General features: G+C 69.3%; 15 protein-coding genes, 1 tRNA gene and 1 other RNA gene. 9 read left to right on the top strand and 8 right to left on the bottom strand.

Annotation, left to right across the window (positions count from 1 at the left end; translation table 11 throughout):
• Positions 1–3: 3 nt before the first annotated feature.
• Positions 4–1,230, bottom strand: coding sequence for an acetate/propionate family kinase (locus ASF40_RS12100; protein WP_056369341.1), 1,227 nt, complete (start codon positions 1,228–1,230; stop codon positions 4–6).
• A gap of 4 nt (positions 1,231–1,234) precedes the next feature.
• A complete protein-coding gene (gene pta / locus ASF40_RS12095) occupies positions 1,235–3,373 on the bottom strand; it encodes a phosphate acetyltransferase (RefSeq protein WP_056369339.1) in 2,139 nt (712 codons plus the stop codon).
• Positions 3,374–3,484: 111 nt separating this feature from the next.
• Between pta and ASF40_RS12090 the strand changes: the two genes are divergently transcribed.
• Entirely contained in the window at positions 3,485–4,156 is a 672-nt protein-coding gene (locus tag ASF40_RS12090) for an NUDIX domain-containing protein (protein WP_056369337.1), read from the top strand.
• Here the strand turns inward: ASF40_RS12090 and ffs are convergent.
• Positions 4,151–4,247, bottom strand: an RNA gene (gene ffs / locus ASF40_RS20880) — signal recognition particle sRNA small type. The two genes, ASF40_RS12090 and ffs, sit on opposite strands and share 6 nt — an antisense overlap.
• A gap of 182 nt (positions 4,248–4,429) precedes the next feature.
• Between ffs and ASF40_RS12085 the strand changes: the two genes are divergently transcribed.
• The 5 genes from ASF40_RS12085 to ASF40_RS12065 all read left to right on the top strand — a co-directional run bounded on the left by ASF40_RS12085 (position 4,430) and on the right by ASF40_RS12065 (position 10,038).
• A complete protein-coding gene (locus tag ASF40_RS12085) occupies positions 4,430–5,455 on the top strand; it encodes an AAA family ATPase (protein WP_235560217.1) in 1,026 nt (341 codons plus the stop codon).
• Positions 5,456–5,462: 7 nt separating this feature from the next.
• Positions 5,463–6,722 (top strand): DUF58 domain-containing protein, encoded by a 1,260-nt coding sequence (locus ASF40_RS12080; RefSeq protein ID WP_056369336.1) that lies wholly within the window; start codon positions 5,463–5,465, stop codon positions 6,720–6,722.
• Positions 6,709–8,988, top strand: a complete 2,280-nt coding sequence (locus ASF40_RS12075) for a transglutaminase TgpA family protein (RefSeq protein WP_056369334.1) — start codon at positions 6,709–6,711, stop codon at positions 8,986–8,988. Before ASF40_RS12080 ends, ASF40_RS12075 begins: the two co-directional genes overlap by 14 nt.
• Positions 8,989–9,029: 41 nt before the next feature.
• Positions 9,030–9,117, top strand: a tRNA-Ser gene (locus tag ASF40_RS12070).
• A gap of 504 nt (positions 9,118–9,621) precedes the next feature.
• Positions 9,622–10,038: a hypothetical protein gene (locus ASF40_RS12065; protein WP_056369332.1), complete on the top strand. Its 417-nt coding sequence runs from the start codon at positions 9,622–9,624 to the stop codon at positions 10,036–10,038.
• Between the two features lie 1,287 nt (positions 10,039–11,325).
• Here ASF40_RS12065 and ASF40_RS12060 read toward each other — a convergent pair.
• The 4 genes from ASF40_RS12060 to ASF40_RS12045 all read right to left on the bottom strand — a co-directional run bounded on the left by ASF40_RS12060 (position 11,326) and on the right by ASF40_RS12045 (position 14,619).
• On the bottom strand, positions 11,326–12,189 hold the full coding sequence (locus tag ASF40_RS12060; RefSeq protein WP_082497024.1) for a YhjD/YihY/BrkB family envelope integrity protein: 864 nt from the start codon (positions 12,187–12,189) through the stop codon (positions 11,326–11,328).
• A gap of 98 nt (positions 12,190–12,287) precedes the next feature.
• On the bottom strand, positions 12,288–12,701 hold the full coding sequence (locus ASF40_RS12055; RefSeq protein WP_056369328.1) for an arsenate reductase ArsC: 414 nt from the start codon (positions 12,699–12,701) through the stop codon (positions 12,288–12,290).
• Between the two features lie 92 nt (positions 12,702–12,793).
• A complete protein-coding gene (locus ASF40_RS12050; protein WP_056369326.1) occupies positions 12,794–13,306 on the bottom strand; it encodes a GNAT family N-acetyltransferase in 513 nt (170 codons plus the stop codon).
• Positions 13,306–14,619 carry an FAD-dependent oxidoreductase gene (locus ASF40_RS12045; protein WP_056369324.1) on the bottom strand — a complete coding sequence of 438 codons (1,314 nt, stop codon included), beginning with the start codon at positions 14,617–14,619 and terminating at the stop codon, positions 13,306–13,308. The genes ASF40_RS12050 and ASF40_RS12045 overlap by 1 nt, the downstream gene beginning before the upstream one ends.
• Positions 14,620–14,707: 88 nt before the next feature.
• On the opposite strand from ASF40_RS12045, the gene ASF40_RS12040 reads away from it, so the two are divergent.
• Both ASF40_RS12040 and ASF40_RS12035 read left to right on the top strand, forming a co-directional pair.
• Positions 14,708–15,058, top strand: a complete 351-nt coding sequence (locus ASF40_RS12040) for an ArsR/SmtB family transcription factor (protein WP_056369322.1) — start codon at positions 14,708–14,710, stop codon at positions 15,056–15,058.
• On the top strand, positions 15,055–15,744 hold the full coding sequence (locus ASF40_RS12035) for an aquaporin (protein ID WP_056369319.1): 690 nt from the start codon (positions 15,055–15,057) through the stop codon (positions 15,742–15,744). Before ASF40_RS12040 ends, ASF40_RS12035 begins: the two co-directional genes overlap by 4 nt.
• A gap of 114 nt (positions 15,745–15,858) precedes the next feature.
• Here ASF40_RS12035 and dinB read toward each other — a convergent pair whose 3' ends face one another.
• Positions 15,859–17,055 carry a DNA polymerase IV gene (gene dinB / locus ASF40_RS12030; protein WP_056369317.1) on the bottom strand — a complete coding sequence of 399 codons (1,197 nt, stop codon included), beginning with the start codon at positions 17,053–17,055 and terminating at the stop codon, positions 15,859–15,861.
• A 214-nt stretch (positions 17,056–17,269) separates the two neighbouring features.
• On the opposite strand from dinB, the gene ASF40_RS12025 reads away from it, so the two are divergent.
• The gene (locus ASF40_RS12025; RefSeq protein ID WP_056369315.1) at positions 17,270–17,629 is read left to right on the top strand and encodes a PRC-barrel domain-containing protein; all 360 of its coding nucleotides are present in this window, start codon (positions 17,270–17,272) and stop codon (positions 17,627–17,629) included.
• Positions 17,630–17,674: the final 45 nt, after the last annotated feature.

The raw sequence follows: 17,674 nt of genomic DNA, 5'->3' as shown, positions 1-17,674 counted from the left end.
CGGTTACGTGCGGGCGACACTCAGGGTCTGGCGCGCGATCTCGAGCTCCTCGTCGGTCGGGACGACGAGGACGGTCACGGCCGAGGCATCCGTCGAGATGATCCGGATGCCGCGCTCACGGCTGTCGTTGCGCTCGGGATCGATCTCGACGCCCGCGAAACCGAGGGTCTCGAGGGCACCGGCGCGCACGTGCGGGGCGTTCTCGCCCACTCCCGCGGTGAACGAGATGACGTCGGCGCCGCCGAGCTGCGCGAGGTAGGCACCGGCGTAGGCGCGCAGCCGGTGCACGTAGACCTCGAACGCCAGGATCGCGCGTTCCTCTCCTCGTTCGATGGCCGCGCGGATGTCGCGCAGGTCGTTGGAGCCCGCGAGCCCGAGCAGACCGCTGCGCTTGTTGAGCAGCTCGTCGAGGTCGTCGACGGTCATACCCGCCCGCCGTTCGAGCTGGAACAGCACGGCCGGGTCGAGGTCGCCCGAGCGCGTGCCCATGACGAGCCCCTCGAGCGGGGTGAACCCCATCGAGGTGTCGACCGAGCGGCCGCCGTCGATCGCGGTGACCGACGCGCCGTTGCCGAGGTGGAACACGATCTGCGTGAGTTCGGCCAGCGGGCGCCCGACGAACGCCGCCGCCGCTTCGCTGACGAACTTGTGCGACGTGCCGTGGAATCCGTAGCGGCGGATGCGATGGGATGCCGCGACCTCGGCGTCGATCGCGTAGGTGTAGGCCGCGGGCGCCAGGGTCTGGTGGAAGGCGGTGTCGAAGACGGCAACGTGCGGCACGTCGGGGAAGGCCGCGCGGGCGGCGACGATTCCGGCCAGGTTCGCGGGGTTGTGCAGAGGCGCGAGCACCGACAGTTCGTCGATGTTGATCTCGACGAGCGGCGTGATCAGCGTCGGCTCGAAGAAGCGCGCGCCGCCGTGCACGACGCGGTGTCCCACGGCCACGGGCGGCGTCTCGGCGAGCGACGGGCCGTCCGACGCGAAAGCCTCGAGCATGACCGCGAACCCGGCGGTGTGGTCGGGGATCGGGAGCTCCCGCGTGCGCGTGGCGTCGAGGAAGGCCGCCGAAGGTCCGTCCGTGGGTGTCGCGTACACGGTGTGGCGGGCGACGCCCATCGGGTCGCCGATGCGCTCGACGAGTCCGGAGGCGAGCGTGCGCTCGGAGTCCATGTCGAGGAGCTGGTACTTGAACGACGACGAGCCGCTGTTGATCACGAGCACCGGGGTCATCGCGTCACTCTCCCTGCGCCTGGATCGCGGTGATCGCGATCGTGTTGACGATGTCGTCCACCAGCGCACCGCGCGACAGGTCGTTGATCGGCTTGTTGAGGCCCTGCAGCACCGGTCCGATCGCGACGGCCCCGGCCGAGCGCTGCACCGCTTTATAGGTGTTGTTGCCGGTGTTGAGGTCGGGGAAGACGAACACCGTCGCGCGTCCCGCGACCGCCGAGCCGGGCATCTTGGCGGCGGCGACCGCGGCATCGGCCGCCGCGTCGTACTGGATCGGCCCTTCCACGAGAAGCTCGGGGGCTCGCGAGCGGACGAGGGCCGTGGCATCCCTCACCTTCTCGACCTCGGCACCCGACCCCGACTCCCCCGTCGAGTACGACAGCATCGCCACGCGCGGCTCGATGCCGAACTGCGCGGCGGTCGCGGCCGACGAGATCGCGATGTCGGCGAGCTGCTCGCTGGTGGGGTCGGGGATCACAGCGCAGTCGCCGTACACGAGCACGCGGTCGGCGAGCGCCATCAGGAAGACGCTGGAGACGACCGAGACCCCCGGCTTGGTCTTGATGATCTCGAACGCGGGGCGGATCGTGTGCGCCGTCGTGTGCGCGGCGCCCGACACCATGCCGTCGGCGAGACCCAGGTGCACCATCATCGTGCCGAAGTACGAGACATCCGTGACGGTGTCGGCCGCCTGCCCCATCGTGACGCCCTTGTGGGCACGCAGCCGCGCGTACTCCTCGGCGAACTTGTGCACGTGGACGGCGTCCAGCGGCGAGAGCACCTCGGCACCCTGGATGTCGATGCCCAGCTCGATCGCGCGGGCGCGCACCTCGAAGGGCTCGCCCAGGATCACGAGGTCCGCGATGCCGCGCTTGAGCACCGTCGCCGCGGCCCGCAGCACGCGGTCGTCGTCGCCCTCGGGGAGCACGATGCGCTTGCGCTGCGCGCGCGCCCGCTCGATGAGCTGGAACTCGAACATGAGGGGCGTGACGACGGTGGCGCGCGCCAGGCCGAAGGCGACGAGGAGCTCATCGGTGTCGACGCTCTGCTCGAAGAGGGCGAGCGCCGTGTCGTACCGGCGTTGCGAGTCGGCGGCGAGGCGACCCCGGGTGCCCATGATGCGCACCGCGGTCTCGTAGGTTCCGAGCTCGGTCGTGATGATCGGCACGCTCGAGCCGAGGCCGTCGATGAGGCGTGTCACCGGCTCGGGCAGTTCGAAGCCGCCGTTGAGCACGATGCCCGAGATCGAGGGGAACGTGCCCGAGGCGTTCGCGAGCAGCGTCGCCAGCAGCACCTCGGAGCGGTCCGCGGGGATGATCACGACGGCGCCCTCCAGCAGGCGCGGCAGCACGTTCACCATCGACATGCCCGCGACCACCACCGCGAGCGCCTCGCGCGTGAGGCGGCCGGGGTCGCCCGCGAGCAGCTCGCCGTCGACCGAACGCATGATGCCGCGGATCGACGGCGCCACGAGGAACCGGTCCTCCGGGATCGCCCAGACCGGCACGGGCGCTGCGGGCCCGGCGCCTTGATGGGCGTGAATCGAACGGCGGATGGCCTCGAGGGTCTCGTCGGCCCCCTCCGCGTCGGCGCGGTTCGCGACGACGGCGAACAGCTTCGCGCGGCCGTGGGCGAGCTCGGCGAGCGCGAGGTCGGCGATCTGCCCCATCTCGGCGGGCGTGCGCGCGAGCGACGAGCCGAGCTGCTCGGGCTGCGTCTGGTTCTGCGCCGAGCGGCCGCCGAGCACCAGCAGCACCGGAGCGCCGAGGTTCGCCGCGATGCGGGCGTTGTAGGCGAGTTCGGCGGGGCTCCCCACATCCGTGTAGTCGCTGCCGACGATGACGACCGCGTCGCACTGGGCCTCGACGGCCTTGTAGCGCTCGACGATCGTCGCGAGCGCAGCATCCGGATCATGCCGCACGTCGTCGTAAGTGACGCCGATGCAGTCGTCGTAGGGAAGATCGACGCCGTCGTGATCGAGCAGCATCTCGAGCACGTAGTCGCGCTCGACGGTCGACCTGGCGATCGCACGGAACACTCCCACCCGCGGCGTCGCGTGGCTGAGCGCATCGAGCACCCCGAGCGCGACCGTTGACTTCCCCGAATGGCCCTCTGCCGACGTGATGTAGATGCTCTGCGCCACGCGACCAGCCTATGGGCGGGACGGATGCCGCGGCCAGGCGTGCCACCGGATCAAAAGCAGCACGACCGCCCGGGGCCACGTCGGTGGCCGCCCGCGGATAGCCTCGACGGCATGCACGAACCTCGTCCCGGAATCGACGTCCCCGATCACCGCGGCCGGACCGGCCTCGATCTCACCGGACGCGACCTGGACCGCAACCCCGGCGTGCGGGTGACGGATGTCGAGGTGCTGGCGTCGGCATGGCACGTGCTGCGACGCACGACACTCGAGTACCGCGGGCCGTCCGGCCAGTGGGAGACGCAGCAGCGCGAGACGTACGACCGCGGCAACGGCGCGACGGTGCTGCTGTACGACGCGGCGCGGCGAACGGTGCTGCTCACGCGCCAGTTCCGCTACCCGGTGTACGTCAACGACCACCCCGACGGGATGCTGATCGAGACCGCCGCGGGACTGCTCGACCAGGACGACCCCTCGACGGCGATCCGGCGAGAGGCCGTGGAGGAGACCGGCGTCGACATCGGCGAGCTCGAACACGTGTGGGACGTCTACATGAGTCCCGGATCGGTCACCGAGCGGCTGCACTTCTTCGCGGCGCCCTACGACGGTGCCGCCGGCGTCGGCGAGCGCGGTGGCCTCGAGGATGAGGGCGAGCACATCGAGCTGCTCGACCTCGGCATCGAGGAGGCGCTCGCGATGGTCCGCGACGGGCGGATCCAGGATGCGAAGACCATCATGCTGCTGCAGTGGTCCGTGCTGGAGGGCCCCTTCGCCCGGGAAAATTAAGACTCTCCGCGAACCCGGCAGAGCCTGGTTACCCTTGCTACGTTTCCGTCCTGGGGGAGTTGGCCTGGATGCCGCCTCGCGGAGAGCTGGGTCAAGTCTAACCCGACCGACGGGCGCGGGCGGACCGCTCGCGCCGCACGTGGGGTCGTCCAGGGTTCTCCCAGCGCGATCGATACCGATCCGATAACGGCGCGATTAGGATCGGTCCCGTGGGCGAGGGAGCCCGCGCCCCACCCGCGACCCGCTCGTTCGAGGGCGGAACAGGAGCCGGCGATGGTCGATACCGCGATGACGGATGCTGCATCGAAAGGTTCGGGTGCGCTCGGGGCCACGACGGCCGAGGGATTCGCCCGCGTCACCGACGCGATCCTCGATGCGGTCGGCAGCGTCATCGACGGCAAGCCGGACGCGGTGCGCACCGCCTTGGTGTGCTTCCTCGCCGAGGGACACCTCCTCATCGAGGACGTGCCCGGCGTCGGCAAGACCATGCTCGCGCGGGCACTCGCGACCAGCGTGGATGCCACGGTCCGCCGCATCCAGTTCACGCCCGATCTGCTGCCCGGTGACGTCACCGGCGTGAGCGTGTTCAACCCGGTCGAGCGCGAGTTCGAGTTCAAGCCGGGCGCGATCTTCGCGAACATCGTCATCGCCGACGAGATCAACCGCTCCTCCCCCAAGACGCAGTCCGCGCTCCTGGAGGCCATGGAGGAGCGCCAGGTCACCGTCGACGGCCGCACCCACTTCGTACCCGAGCCGTTCCTCGTCGTCGCGACGCAGAACCCGCTCGAGATGGAGGGCACCTACGCCCTCCCCGAGGCGCAGCGCGACCGTTTCATGATCCGCATCTCGATGGGCTACCCCGACGCGCGGTCGGAGGCCCTCATGCTGCGTCAGCGCGACACGGTCAACCCGCTCGACGAGCTCACGCCGGTCGTCTCGGCCGCGGAGGTCGCGAGCCTCGTCGCGTGGGCGCGGGCGGTGCATGTCGCACCCGCGATCGAGGACTACGCCGTGGCCCTCGCGCAGGCGACCCGCACCCACAGCGATCTGCGCCTGGGCGCCAGCCCCCGCGCGACGCTGCAGCTGGTGCGCGCGGCCAAGGTGTGGGCCGCGCTCGACGGTCGCGCCTTCGTCATCCCAGACGACATCACGGCGCTCCTCGCCCCGGTGTTCGCGCACCGGCTCATCCCGACCCGGGCCGCCGGCGGCGCCCGGGGGTCGAGCGCCGCAGATGCGATCGCGACGATCCTCGAGCGCATCGCCGCGAGCGTGCGGGTGCCGATCGCCGCACGTCAGTGACAGAGCGATGAGAAGCGTGTGGCCGCTGACAGTCCGGGGCACCGGAGCGCTGGTCCTCGCGATCGCGTGCTTCATCGTGGCGAACGAGGCGAGCATCGTCGAGCTGATGTACTTCGGCATCCTGCTGCTCGCGGTCGTCGTCGCGAGCATCGCCTCGCTGTACGTCGGGCGCCGCTCCGACGCGGTCACCCGGGCACTCGCCCCGGATGTCGTCTCGGTCGGAGGCGACGCACGCGTATCGGTGCGCGTCGAGGTGCGCACGGCGCTGCCCACGGCGCCCGGAACCTGGCGCGATGCCCTGCCCAAGGGGCTGCGCGGCAAATCGGAGGGTGCCTTCCCCGCACTCGGCTCGGGGCTGCGCGGCGGCGAGCGCGGCGGTGCCCGCAGCATCGACCTGGTGTACATCGTCACCGGCGTGCGGCGCGGAGTCCACTCGCTCGGACCGCTCACGGTGCGATCGTCGGATCCGTTCGGGCTCGCACGACGCACGGTCGTGTTCAGCCAGCGCACGCCGGTCACGGTGGCGCCGCCGGTCGTCGAGCTGCCGCCGCTCGTGGATTACGCCGGCGCCACCGGCGGGATGCTGCACACGACGACCGACCAGCTCGGCCAGGGCGCCGACAACCTCGTCGCGCGGCCCTACGCCCCGGGCGACTCCATGCGGCGCATCCACTGGCGGGCGACCGCCCACCGCGATGCGCTCATGGTGCGCCAGGAGGAGCAGGAGTCCACACCCGAGGCCACGGTCGTGATCGACCGCGCCGCGCTGCGCTGGTCTCCCGAGGCTCTGCGCGCGCCCGGCGCCGACCCCGGCTTCGAAGCCGGCATCTCGGCGTGCGTCTCCGCGGTCGCGCGCCTCGTGCACGACGGCTACGCCGTCGAGGTCCTCGACACGGAGGGAACGGTGCTGGCCGACCGGATCGACGGCGGCGACATGACCGAAGTCGACGCGATGCTGGTCCACTTCGCGACCATCACCGCCCATCGCGACGACGCCCTCCCGCGCCTGTCGCGGCTGTTCGCGGGGGCGTCGACGGGTCCGATCGTGCTCATCGTGGGACGGCTCGACCCGGCCGATGCAGTGGCCATCGGGCCGGTCTCGCACCACAGCACGCTCCCCCTGCTGCTGTCCGCGTCGCCGATCGGCGACGCGCTCGACATCGCCGCGGATCACGGCTGGCACGTGGCGGCGATCGGTCCCGACCGCGACCTGGGTCACGCGTGGGCGAACGCGATCGGACGGGGGGTGCACCATGTCTTCAGCTGAGACGGGGCGCCAGGTACGTGCGCACGGCGGGGAACGACTGCTGACTTTCGCGATCCTCGCGGCACTGCTCGCGGCGCTGCTGCCTGTCGTCCGGGTCATCGAGCCCGGGTGGTGGCTCGTCGCGGCCCTCGTGCTGTCGGCCCTGGTGCTCGCCGCCGGCTACACCGCCCGCCTCTACCGTCTCCCCGCGGTCGCGGTGACCCTCATCGAGGTCGCGGTGTGGGTCGTGTTCATGACGTTGATCTTCCTGCGTGACACCGCCCTGCTGTGGGTGATCCCGACGCTCGACACCTTCCGCGTCGCGCCGATGCTGGTGCGGGCCGCGATGGAGGAGATCGCAGTCGGCGCGGCGCCGCTCGAGCCGACGCTGTCGCTCGCCTTCGTCGTGGTCGGGTCGATGGGACTCCTCACGATCATCGTCGATCACGTCGTGGTGACCGCACGGATGCCGCTGCTGGCGTCCGTCGGCGTCGTCGCGGTGTCGCTCATCCCGGCGATCGCCGCGCCGAGCAAGGTCGACGTCATCGGATTCGTCTTCCTCGCGGTCACGGTCCTGTTCCTCCTGCGCTCCGAGACGCGCTCGCGCGAGAAGCCGGTCGAGCGCGAGGCGGAGCGCACCGCAGGCGTCCCCGCGACGGCACTCGGCATCGGCGCGATCGCGATCGTCGTCGCCGTCGTCGCGACGCCGGTGCTGCCGCAGCCCGGAGCGCGGGCCGGTTCGGGTCTCGGCCCTGGACCGGGGATCGACGCGACACTGCAGCTCGGCGACGACCTGCGCCGTCCCCAGGAGGTGGAGGTCATCCGGGTTCGCACGAACGCGCCGTCCGTGCCCTATCTGCGTGCGACGACGCTCTCTCGATTCGACGGCGGGCTTTGGGAGCCCGATCGCTCGCAGACCGTGTCGCTCCAGAGCGAGCGCGCGTTCGGTGTCGTGGACTCCGGCGACGACATCCGCATCGGCGAGTACACGGCGAAGATCGACATCGTGAACCTCGACTCCCCATGGGCGCCGGTGCCATATCCGGCCGTGGGTATCAGCGGTCTCGGCGGCGGCACGTGGGGCGCGGTGCCCTACAACCACACGGTGGCCACGACCGGCGGCTCGACACAGGGCCAGTCGTACGAGGTGGCGTACGACGTCCCCCGGCCGTCGCTGGAGCAGGTCCGGGCGGCGGTGTCAGTGGGCTCGCAGGTGCGCGACGAGACGACGCAGCTGCCCGACGACGTCCCGCCGATCATCGGTGAACTGGCGGTGCAGATGACGGCCGATGCCACCACCGACTACGACCGACTGACAGCGCTGCAGCGATGGTTCCGCGGCACCGACTTCCGCTACTCGCTCGAGTCGCCCGTCGAGGACGGGTTCGATGGCAGCGGCGCAGAGGCGGTGGCGCGGTTCCTGGAGGTTCGCGAGGGCTACTGCATCCACTTCGCATCGGCGTTCGCGCTCATGGCACGCACGCTCCACATGCCGTCGCGCATCGTGGTCGGCTACCTGCCGGGCACTCCGACCACGGACACCATCGACGATCAGCCGGTCTTCTCGGTGTCGAGCTCGCAGCTTCACGCCTGGCCGGAAGTGTACTTCGAGGGCATCGGCTGGATCCCGTTCGAGCCCACCTCCGGACTCGGGGTTCCCACGACCTTCTCGTCGGAGCTCACGATTCCGGGCCAGCCCGCCGACCCCAATGCCACGACTTCTGAGACGAACCCGACCCCGACGGCGCGGGGCGACCAGGCGCAGATCGACCTCGAGGAGCAGCGGCAGAACGCCTCCGACGGCACGTCGGAGGACGCCCTCGACCCGCTGCCGATCCTCGGTGTGGTCGCGGCCATGATCGTGCTCCTCGCACTCCCCTTCCTCATCCGGGAGCTGCGCCGCCGACAGCAGGATGCCGCCGCCCGGGGCGGTGATGCGGCGGCCGCGTGGCAGTCGGTCCAGGAGGCGGCGATCGACGTCGGCATCCCCGTGCCCGCCAGTGAGACGCCGCGCGCGTTCGCCGGCAGGCTCGTCGCCGAGCACGGGGTCGCCGCATCCGAGATGAACACGGTCCTGCTCGCGATCGAACGCGCCAGCTACTCGCGCGCCGGCACCCGCTCGTACTGGATGGGCGACGCGGCGGCCGATGCCGCAGCATCCGTCCGCACATCGCTACTCGCATCCGTGCCGCCTTCGCGCCGCATTCTCGCGCTGCTGGCGCCGCGTTCGCTCGTCATCAGGCCCGGCAGCGTGTACGCCGGGACGGCCCCGGTTCGGGCACGGTAGCGGAGCAGGGTAGGATGGTCGGCGGCCCTCCGGGGCCTCCTGGAGGATTCGCCTAGTGGCCTATGGCGCACGCTTGGAAAGCGTGTTGGGTGCAAGCCCTCGGGGGTTCGAATCCCCCATCCTCCGCCACTGTGATCCCAGTGTTTTCAAGGGTCGCGACTCCTTGGAAGAGAAGCAGACGCGTAGCGTCCGGCGACCTTGACGCCCCTGCCTCCGCCCACTGCTCGCTCGGGTCGCCCGCTGAGCGACCACTGAACGCGCGGTAGAGGCTGCGCTGCGCTCCTTTTTTGACGAATGACCCTGCGAGACAACGATCCGCGCGCACAAGCGCGCGCTCGGCGCGGGCCATTCCGTCGTTGGTGGTTCTCGACGCTAGACAGCGACGGGCGACAGCTCCTCATTCGGGTTGCACCGGTGATTTCGGCAATCGTCGCAATGCTCGTCGCGCTCATGCTCACTCCTCACTGAAACGCGAGCAAGCCACGGCCGGCGGTATGCAATGGCCGACGCGGTGGGATCTCCTGGTGCCCGAAAACGCCCGCTGATCGACCGTCAACCGACACCAACGACCGGATCAGAGCGGCCAAAGAGCTCGGCCTCTTCACTGTCGGGGATTGGCGCTAGCGTCGATTCGTGATCGAGATTGCCCGAACCCGCCGCACGTCCAGTGCCTCGGCCTCGCTGTTCTTCGAGCGCTGGTGCGCTATCGAAACACACCCCGAGTGGGCGCCGAGCATGGAGTACTTCAAGCTGTCAGAGCCCTTCGGCGTGGGCGCCCGCGGAGTCCTGAAAGCGGTCGGTGGTCAAGAGTCGCCGTTCCGCATCACCACGGTGGGGCCGGGCTTCGTCTATGCCGACACCACCGAACTCGATGGGGCGGAGTTGACCGTGCACCACGAAGCCGTCGAAGGGCTCGACGGCACCGAGGTCACACTGTCTGCATGGCTCGACGGGCCAGGCGAAGCGCAACTGGCAAGGGAAATGTCCGACGAAGTTCAGCACAGCCTTGAGCACGACCTGGCCGCGCTCGCAGCGCTGCTCGAGAGCTAACATCAGTCGGCGAGCCAGGCGATGGTGCCCGCGGACGCGAAGACACGATCGAACGAGCGCTACTGGTTCCTGAGCGCTCAGCAGACCGTCTCAGGTCGCCCGTTCGCGGACCGGCGTACGAACGTGCTCGGCCGCACCCAGACGGCACTTGTTCGAGGAGTCCACGGCACCCACTCGCCGTCTTCGAGTTCACGGGACGAGTTGTTCGCCGCCTCGAGGATCTCTGGCCGCATCACTCGCTTCGGAATGGATCCGGCCCACATGCGCCGTCGGGAAGGATTCAAACCGTAGCGGGCACGGCCCGTTGCCCCATTGAGTTCCCGAAGTGGCAGCGCCGCCGCCGGATCATCGATCGACTGGGCTCGGCGGCTCAGAGGGTTCTGGGAGAAGATGCCCTGTGACCACCTCTGCCAGCCATTCCTCGCACCGCAGCCGCAGCATCGTCCTCGTCGCGTTCGCGGTGTACCTCGCGCTGCTGACGGCTTATCGACCTGATTCGCACGCCCACCGACCCGGTGGGCGAACGAGTGGTCAGCGCGCCCGGGACGTCGACGACCTCGCTCCCGACCCGCAGCCGCCCAGCGACGACGAGGTGGATGGTCTCGGGCGAGTCATCTTCGACGTCGACCGCGCAGGGGTCGATGGGGCCGGGTTCCGCCCATCGAGTATGCGTTCGCCCCTCCGAGCGCCGTCAAGCGAATCGATGCTGTCCCCCGAACGGGGGACACGGTAGGGTGGGCGACGTGAGCTCGCGGGGACCCTGGGATTTGGCCCCCGTGCGACACCAATCTGGGGATCTCTGCGGCTGGGGCCACTGACTCCCTGTGCGCAACTACCTGCGCATGAGACGGTCCCTCGGACGCCGCAACTAGAGCTTGTGGCGTCCGAGGGACCTTTGCCTTGCCCGCGTGCGTCACGCGCCCGCTGGGGACAGGCTCGACGCTGGGGACATCGTTGTGACGCTCTAGCAGCGCGGGCCCGGCGTCACCACACTATTCGGCGGATCCCTTTGAGACCAACCGTCTCAAAGGCCAGCCAGGTGTCTCCACCACGAGCGGCGGTTGATGGCGTTCCGCCAACGACTGTGTCATTCGCCCGGAGGGCCGTCCCGTGGGTGGCCGCGCATCCGACTGTGCTGCGCGAGGCCCGCGGGCAGACCGGCCTGCGTGCGGTGACATGGCTGGCCGTGAGGGCTCGGCGATTTCGCTTTGACCTCTCGGGACGAGCGCCAGTAGCTGCACCGGATCTTCAGCGGCGTGCTTCAGGGAAGGGCGAAGGTTCCCTCTCCTACACCCCACCAACTCGAGCCCCGACGCGGAACCTCGAAACGGAGTGACGCCATGCTCGGCCCGAGTAGGTGAGATACACGACTCGACCGGCGGTCGCCGCGATGAGGAGGACGCAGGCCAGCACGAGCAGCCATCCGATATAGGTGAACGCCATGCCCAAGACGCCGAATCGCAGCGCCGAGTCCGCGAGCAGCGGTGGCAGGAATACTCTGCCAAACCTTCCGGCCACCGCGAATCCGATTCCCGCAAGGACGGAGCCGGGCAGCAGTTCTCGAAGGCTGACCCCGCGATTGACGACGATCCACGAAGCGACCCACCAGAGCGCACCCCACAGCGCAACCTCGGCGATGAACTCGATCACCGGCAACGGTCCGTCGTCGCGAATGATGACGCGCGTCGCGACGACCACCGCGATTCCGATGACGACAGCGGCAACCGCCGCCAGCCACCGCCAGGCGAACTTCAGGCTGACGGCGGGCGTGCGCCAGATCCTGCGAAGGCTCCGTTCCAGGGCCCGCGCGAACGAGGTTGCGGCGATGACGAGGAGGATCACCCCGATGACACCTGTCGCGCGAAGCTCCTGAGCTCCGCCCGGCAGCGACTTCTCCAGAGTCTCGGCCGTGGCCGCATCGAATCCCATGTGCTCCGCGAAGATCGCGGCAGTGCGAGTGTCGAGTCTGGACTGCACAGCGCCCACGACGATCAATATGGGCAGCACCGACGTGAATGTATGCGCCGCGAGGGTCATGCCGCGATCGATAAGGCCCAGATCAGCGAGATCGCGGGCGACTCGCAACACGAATCGCCCGGCAGGTGAGCGCGCACTGCTGCGGACAAGACGACTCCTGGTCCACCGAGCCATAGGCGCACCTCACGATCTGAGACGACGTCCCGATCCAGTCAGAGGCTACGCCCAAAAGACAACAGCAGAAGCGTGGGAGAAAGAGTGTCCCGTTCTGGCTACGCGACCCGCTCAGGGAACAGGTCGTGGATCAGCGCCTCGATGCGCCGGCGGATCTCGTCACGGATCGGTCGCACAGCCTCGATCCCCTGCCCGGCGGGGTCGTCGAGCTCCCAGTCCTCATAACGCTTGCCGGGGAAGATCGGGCACGCGTCGCCGCAGCCCATCGTGATGACGACGTCCGACTCCTTGACAGCATCGACTGTCAGCACCTTCGGCGTGTGGCCCGCGATGTCGATGCCTTCTTCTGCCATCGCCTCGACTGCGACCGGATTGATGACCTCTTTGGGCGCCGACCCCGCGGAGAGCACCTCGACATCGTCGCCCGCGAGCGCACGGAGGTACCCGGCAGCCATCTGCGAACGGCCGGCGTTGTGCACGCAGACGAACAGAACGGTGGGCTTGTCACTCATGGCGGGCTCGCTTTCTCTCACTCTCTAGGAAGCATAGACCGTGGTCTATCTATATTCTCGAAGCCGCGGTCGGCCGATCGCGTCGTGCATGCTCAGACGGCGTGCACCGTCGTGCTGCGTCGCTCGATGAGGAGCGTGTCGCGCCACGCGCCCGCGTGGGGGCCGACACCTGCCCGGGCGATGCGCTCACGCCGGCCCACCACACGGAATCCCGCAGCCTCATGGAGTCGGAGGCTCGCGGCGTTCTCAGGGAAGATGCTCGATTGGATGGTCCAGATTCCCGCACCCTCGGCAGCGGTGATGAACACTTCAAGCAGGCGTCGGCCGATGCCTTGCCCGCGCGCGTCTCGGCTGATGTAGACGGAGTGTTCGACGACACCGCAATAGGCCGGACGCGAGGACACGGGCGAGGCGGCGATCCAGCCGACGAGAGCGCCACGCTCGTCGGCGGCAACGAAACGCAGCTCCGGCAGCTTGCCGGCGTCGAACGTCTGCCAGGTCGGAGTGGCGACCTCGAAGGTCGCCTCCCCGTCCTCGATCCCTTGTGCGTAGATCTCCTCGACCGCCGGCCAATCGGCCGGCGTCATCTCGCGCACTTCCGTCATCAGCAGCATCCACCGCCGTTGCCGGCATCGGTCGAGCAGACACCCGTCGCGGGAAGCTGGAGTTCGACGTTCGACGCCGACGCGACATCCCCAGCGAGCCACGCCGCCACCGAACGCACCTGCTCGTAGCCGGTGGCGAGAAGGAAGGTCGGCGCCCGCCCGTAGGACTTCATCCCCACGATGAAGAATCCCTGCTCCGGGTGCGTCAGCTCGCGGAAGCCGTGCGGCTCGACGTTGCCGCAGGAGTGAACGTTCGGGTCGATGAGCGGCGCGAGGCGCTTGGGCGCTTCGACGATCTCGTCGAGCTCGAGGCGGATCTCGCGGAGGATGTCGAGGTTCGGCCGGAAGCCGGTGGCATTCACGACGATGTCGGCCTCGTGGGTCACGACCTCTCCGCCGCGGTGCCCCACCAGCTCGACGGCATCGCCCGCGCGGCGGGCGCGGATGATCTCGAAGCTGTCGACGAGGGCGATGTCGCCACGCTCCACGGCCCGGTCGACGCGACTCCCGAGGCTCGCACGACCGATCAGCTCATCGTCGGGCGAGGACGAGACCCGCGCGGCCCTGGCATTGCGGATCAGCCAGGTAGCCGTGGTGCCGGCCTCCTCGCGGGCGAGCTGCACGAGGGCGAGCAGCGTATTGGCCGCAGAGTGACCGGCCCCGACGACTGTCACGCTCCGGCCCGCGAACTCGGCACGATCTCGGCCGAGCACATCGGGAAGCGCGGGAGTGACACGGTCAGCGATATCGGCCAACCCCAGCAGCTCGAGTCCACTGGAGGAAAGCGAGTTCGGAGAGAGGTAGGTGCCCGACGCGTCGATCACGGCGCGCGCGGCGACGTCTTCGACCTCGCCGTCCGCAGTTCGGATCCGTAACGCGAACGGCGTCGTAGCGCGGCGGGCCGTGCGGGTGCGGTCCATCCCCTCGCGCGTCACGCCGATCACCTCGACACCGAGACGGATGCGCGGTGCGATCTCCTCAAGAGCAGCCAGCGGCGCGACGTACTTCTCGACGAGTTCCGTCCCCGACGGCGCCCGCTCGGGGTCGGGCATCTCCCACCCTCCGTCCACCAGAAGGCGGCGCGACGCCGGATCCACGAGGTGCTTCCACGGGGAGAACAGACGGGTGTGACCCCACGAGCGCACACTGGCGGCGACCTCGCCGCCAGCCTCGAAGACCACGAAATCGATGCCGCGTTCGACGAGGTTCGCAGCGGCGGCGAGCCCGATCGGCCCCGCACCGATGATCGCGACGGGCAGAGTCGACAGCGGGCTGGATTCAACGACTCGGGGGCTCAGGTCGAGCAGGGTCACAACGTCCTCCCATAGATATTGATGAACTTCGATACCCCGATTCTGGACCCATCTATCGACACCTGTCAATATCGACTAACCTCGATATATGACCACGATGCTCGACGTGACGGATGTCACGGCCGGCGTGTGCTGCACACCCCTCGTTCGCGAGCCGCTGACGGCCGAGGAGGCGGAGCAGCTCGCCCTCACGATGAAAGCGCTCGCCGATCCGACCCGGCTCCGACTGCTGTCCATCGTCGCTGCGTCAGAGGACTCCGAGGCGTGCGTCTGCGACCTGATCGAGCCCGTCGGACTCAGTCAGCCCACGGTTTCCCACCACTTGAAGATTCTCACCACTGCGGGATTCCTCTCCCGCAGCAAACGCGGCACCTGGGCCTACTTCAAGCTCGTGCCGGGTGCGCTGGACCGCGTTTCGCAGCTCCTCGTCGCCTCGTGACGCACGCCGCACGCGCCGCCGCCGGTGAGTTCCTCGGCAGTGCAGGACTCGCCGCTGTCGTCATCGGGTCCGGCATCGCCGCCCAGCGCCTCTCCCCCGGTGATGTCGGACTGCAGCTGTTCGAGAACGCCTTCGCCACCGCCCTCGGCCTCGCCGTACTGATCCTCGCCTTCGCGACGGTCTCGGGATCCCATTTCAACCCCGTCGTCACGCTGGTCGACATCACTCTGCACCGCCGGAGGTGGTCGACCGCGGCGGTGTACCTGCCCGTCCAGGTGCTCGGGTGCATCGCCGGCGCGGTGCTTGCCAACGTGATGTTCGACGTTCCCCCGGTCGCGTGGAGCACCACCGACCGCTCGGCGTTGCCGCTGCTACTGTCCGAGGTCGTCGCGACCGCCGGGCTCATCCTCCTGATCTTCGCCCTGGTGCGGACCGGCCGTTCACATCTTGCCGCGCCCGCCGTCGGCGCGTACATCGGTGCGGCCTACTTCTTCACGTCGTCGACGAGCTTCGCGAACCCGGCGATCACCGTCGGCCGAATGTTCAGCGACACGTTCGCCGGAATCGCTCCGGCCTCCGTGTTGCCCTTCATCGGAGCGCAGCTGCTCGGCGCGGCGCTGGGATATGCAGCGGTCCTGCTGCTGTTCCCGCAAGTGGCACCCGAGCACACGGTCGCTCGACGCTGAAGGAGACTCCGAACCACAGGCGCCTGGCGGCACTCGCCGTTGCTCAAGTCGCGTCCCCTCTGAGGTCGCACGACGGACACGCCGTCTCGCGGGGTCGCCCGGCACGCGACCGGTTCATTCGTGCTCCGGAAGCAGCGGCGTCGACCAGCCCGGATCGCGGCCGAGCTGAGCGGCCCGCGAGACGGATGCCGCGCCGAAGCGATCGCGGACCGCGTCGAGCACGGTGTCGAGGCGCACGCCGTCGTCCCAATCGATCGGAAGCTCCGGCGGGACGCTGTCGAGACGGCCGAGCTGCGACAGCGAGACGCCGATGAGGGTGATGCCGCGTTCTGCGATCTGCGGCTGCGCGGCGGCGAGCAGTCCTTGCGCGACGGCGAGGATCAGTGCGGTGCGGTCGGTCGGTGAGCGGAACGAGCGGGACCGGGTGGCCTTCGCGTAGTCGCCGTAACGGAGCCGCAGCACGACGGTGCGGCAGACGCGGTCGCGGTCGCGCAGCCGACGTGCGAGCCGATCGACGATCTGCGTGAGAATGACCTCCAGCTCTTCGGGCGTCCGGGGACGGGCGCCGAGGGCACGCTGCGAACCGATGGACCCGCGGCGACGCGTCGTGTCGACCGGCCGCGGATCCCGCAGCCGGGCGAGTGCGTGCAGGTGCGCGCCGGCCGCCTTCCCCAGCAGCCTCTCGGCGGTCGCCGCCTCGAGCTCCGCAAGCTGACCGACGGTATGGATGCCGAGCCCGTGCAGCTTCCCGGCGGTCACGGCGCCCACACCCCACAGACGCTCCACCGGCAGCGGGAGCAAGAACTCCTGCTCCCTGTCGGGCTCGACCACCAGCAGCCCGTCGGGCTTGCTGACGGCGCTGGCGACCTTGGCGAGGAACTTGGTTCGGGCGATCCCGACGGAGATGGGCAACCCGACCTCCGCACGAACCCGCTCCCGGAGGCGCATGGCGACCTGCTCGGGGGTGCCCACGATGCGCCGGAGCCCTCCGACCTCGAGGAACGCCTCGTCGATGGAGAGCCCCTCGACGAGGGGCGTCGTATCCCGGAAGATCGCGAAGACCGCCTTACTGGCCGCCGAGTACGCCTCCATCCGCGGCGGCACGACCACCGCTTCCGGGCAGAGGTCACGCGCCTGTCGGCCGCCCATCGCCGTACGCACCCCGCGAGCCTTCGCCTCGTAGCTGGCCGCCAGCACGACGCCGCCGCCGACGATGACGGGCCGGCCACGCAGCGCGGGGGCATCGCGCTGCTCGACCGAGGCGTAGAAGGCGTCCAGATCCGCGTGCAGCACGGTCGCCTCGCCTCGCATACAGCCCCCTCGATCGAACATTTGTTCTGATCATGGTGGCACCGACCGACGACATCCCTCCAGAGTCCGCGCGCGCAGGTCGGGGCCATTACGCCTCCTGCGCCGGATGCGCCAGGGGGTCCCCGATCTCCCGACCACTTCCTAACGTGGAAACCGGAGCGACCACCCCGGTCGACTTCCGAATCCATCCCTCGCATGAAGACAAGGAGCACTCATGTCCTCGAGTTGGGACGCCTGGGACTACCGTCAGTCGGTCGACCGCGGGGCCGGTTCCCGCGACCTGGTGGGCTACCACGTGCACGCCACGGATGGCGACATCGGAAAGATCGACGAGGCGAGCAACGACGCCGGCAGCAGCCGGCTGGTCGTGGATACCGGGCCTTGGATCTTCGGGCGGAAGGTGATCCTTCCGGCGGGGACCGTCGAGCGTGTCGACGACGAAAACGAGAAGGTCTACGTCGACCTGACCAAGGACCAGATCAAGAACTCTCCGGAGTGGGATCAGTCCACGACGGGTCAGGATGACGGGTACCGTGGCCAGCTCGACACCTACTACGGCGGCTTCTATCGCTGATCGGAGAGCTGCCATCCTCCCGCTATGACAAAACGGGGTGCAGCC

Source organism: Microbacterium sp. Leaf288, assembly GCF_001422925.1.
Classification (GTDB): Bacteria; Actinomycetota; Actinomycetes; order Actinomycetales; family Microbacteriaceae; genus Microbacterium.
Note: the sequence above shows the minus strand (reverse complement) of the source record. Positions and strands in the feature narration are given on the sequence as shown.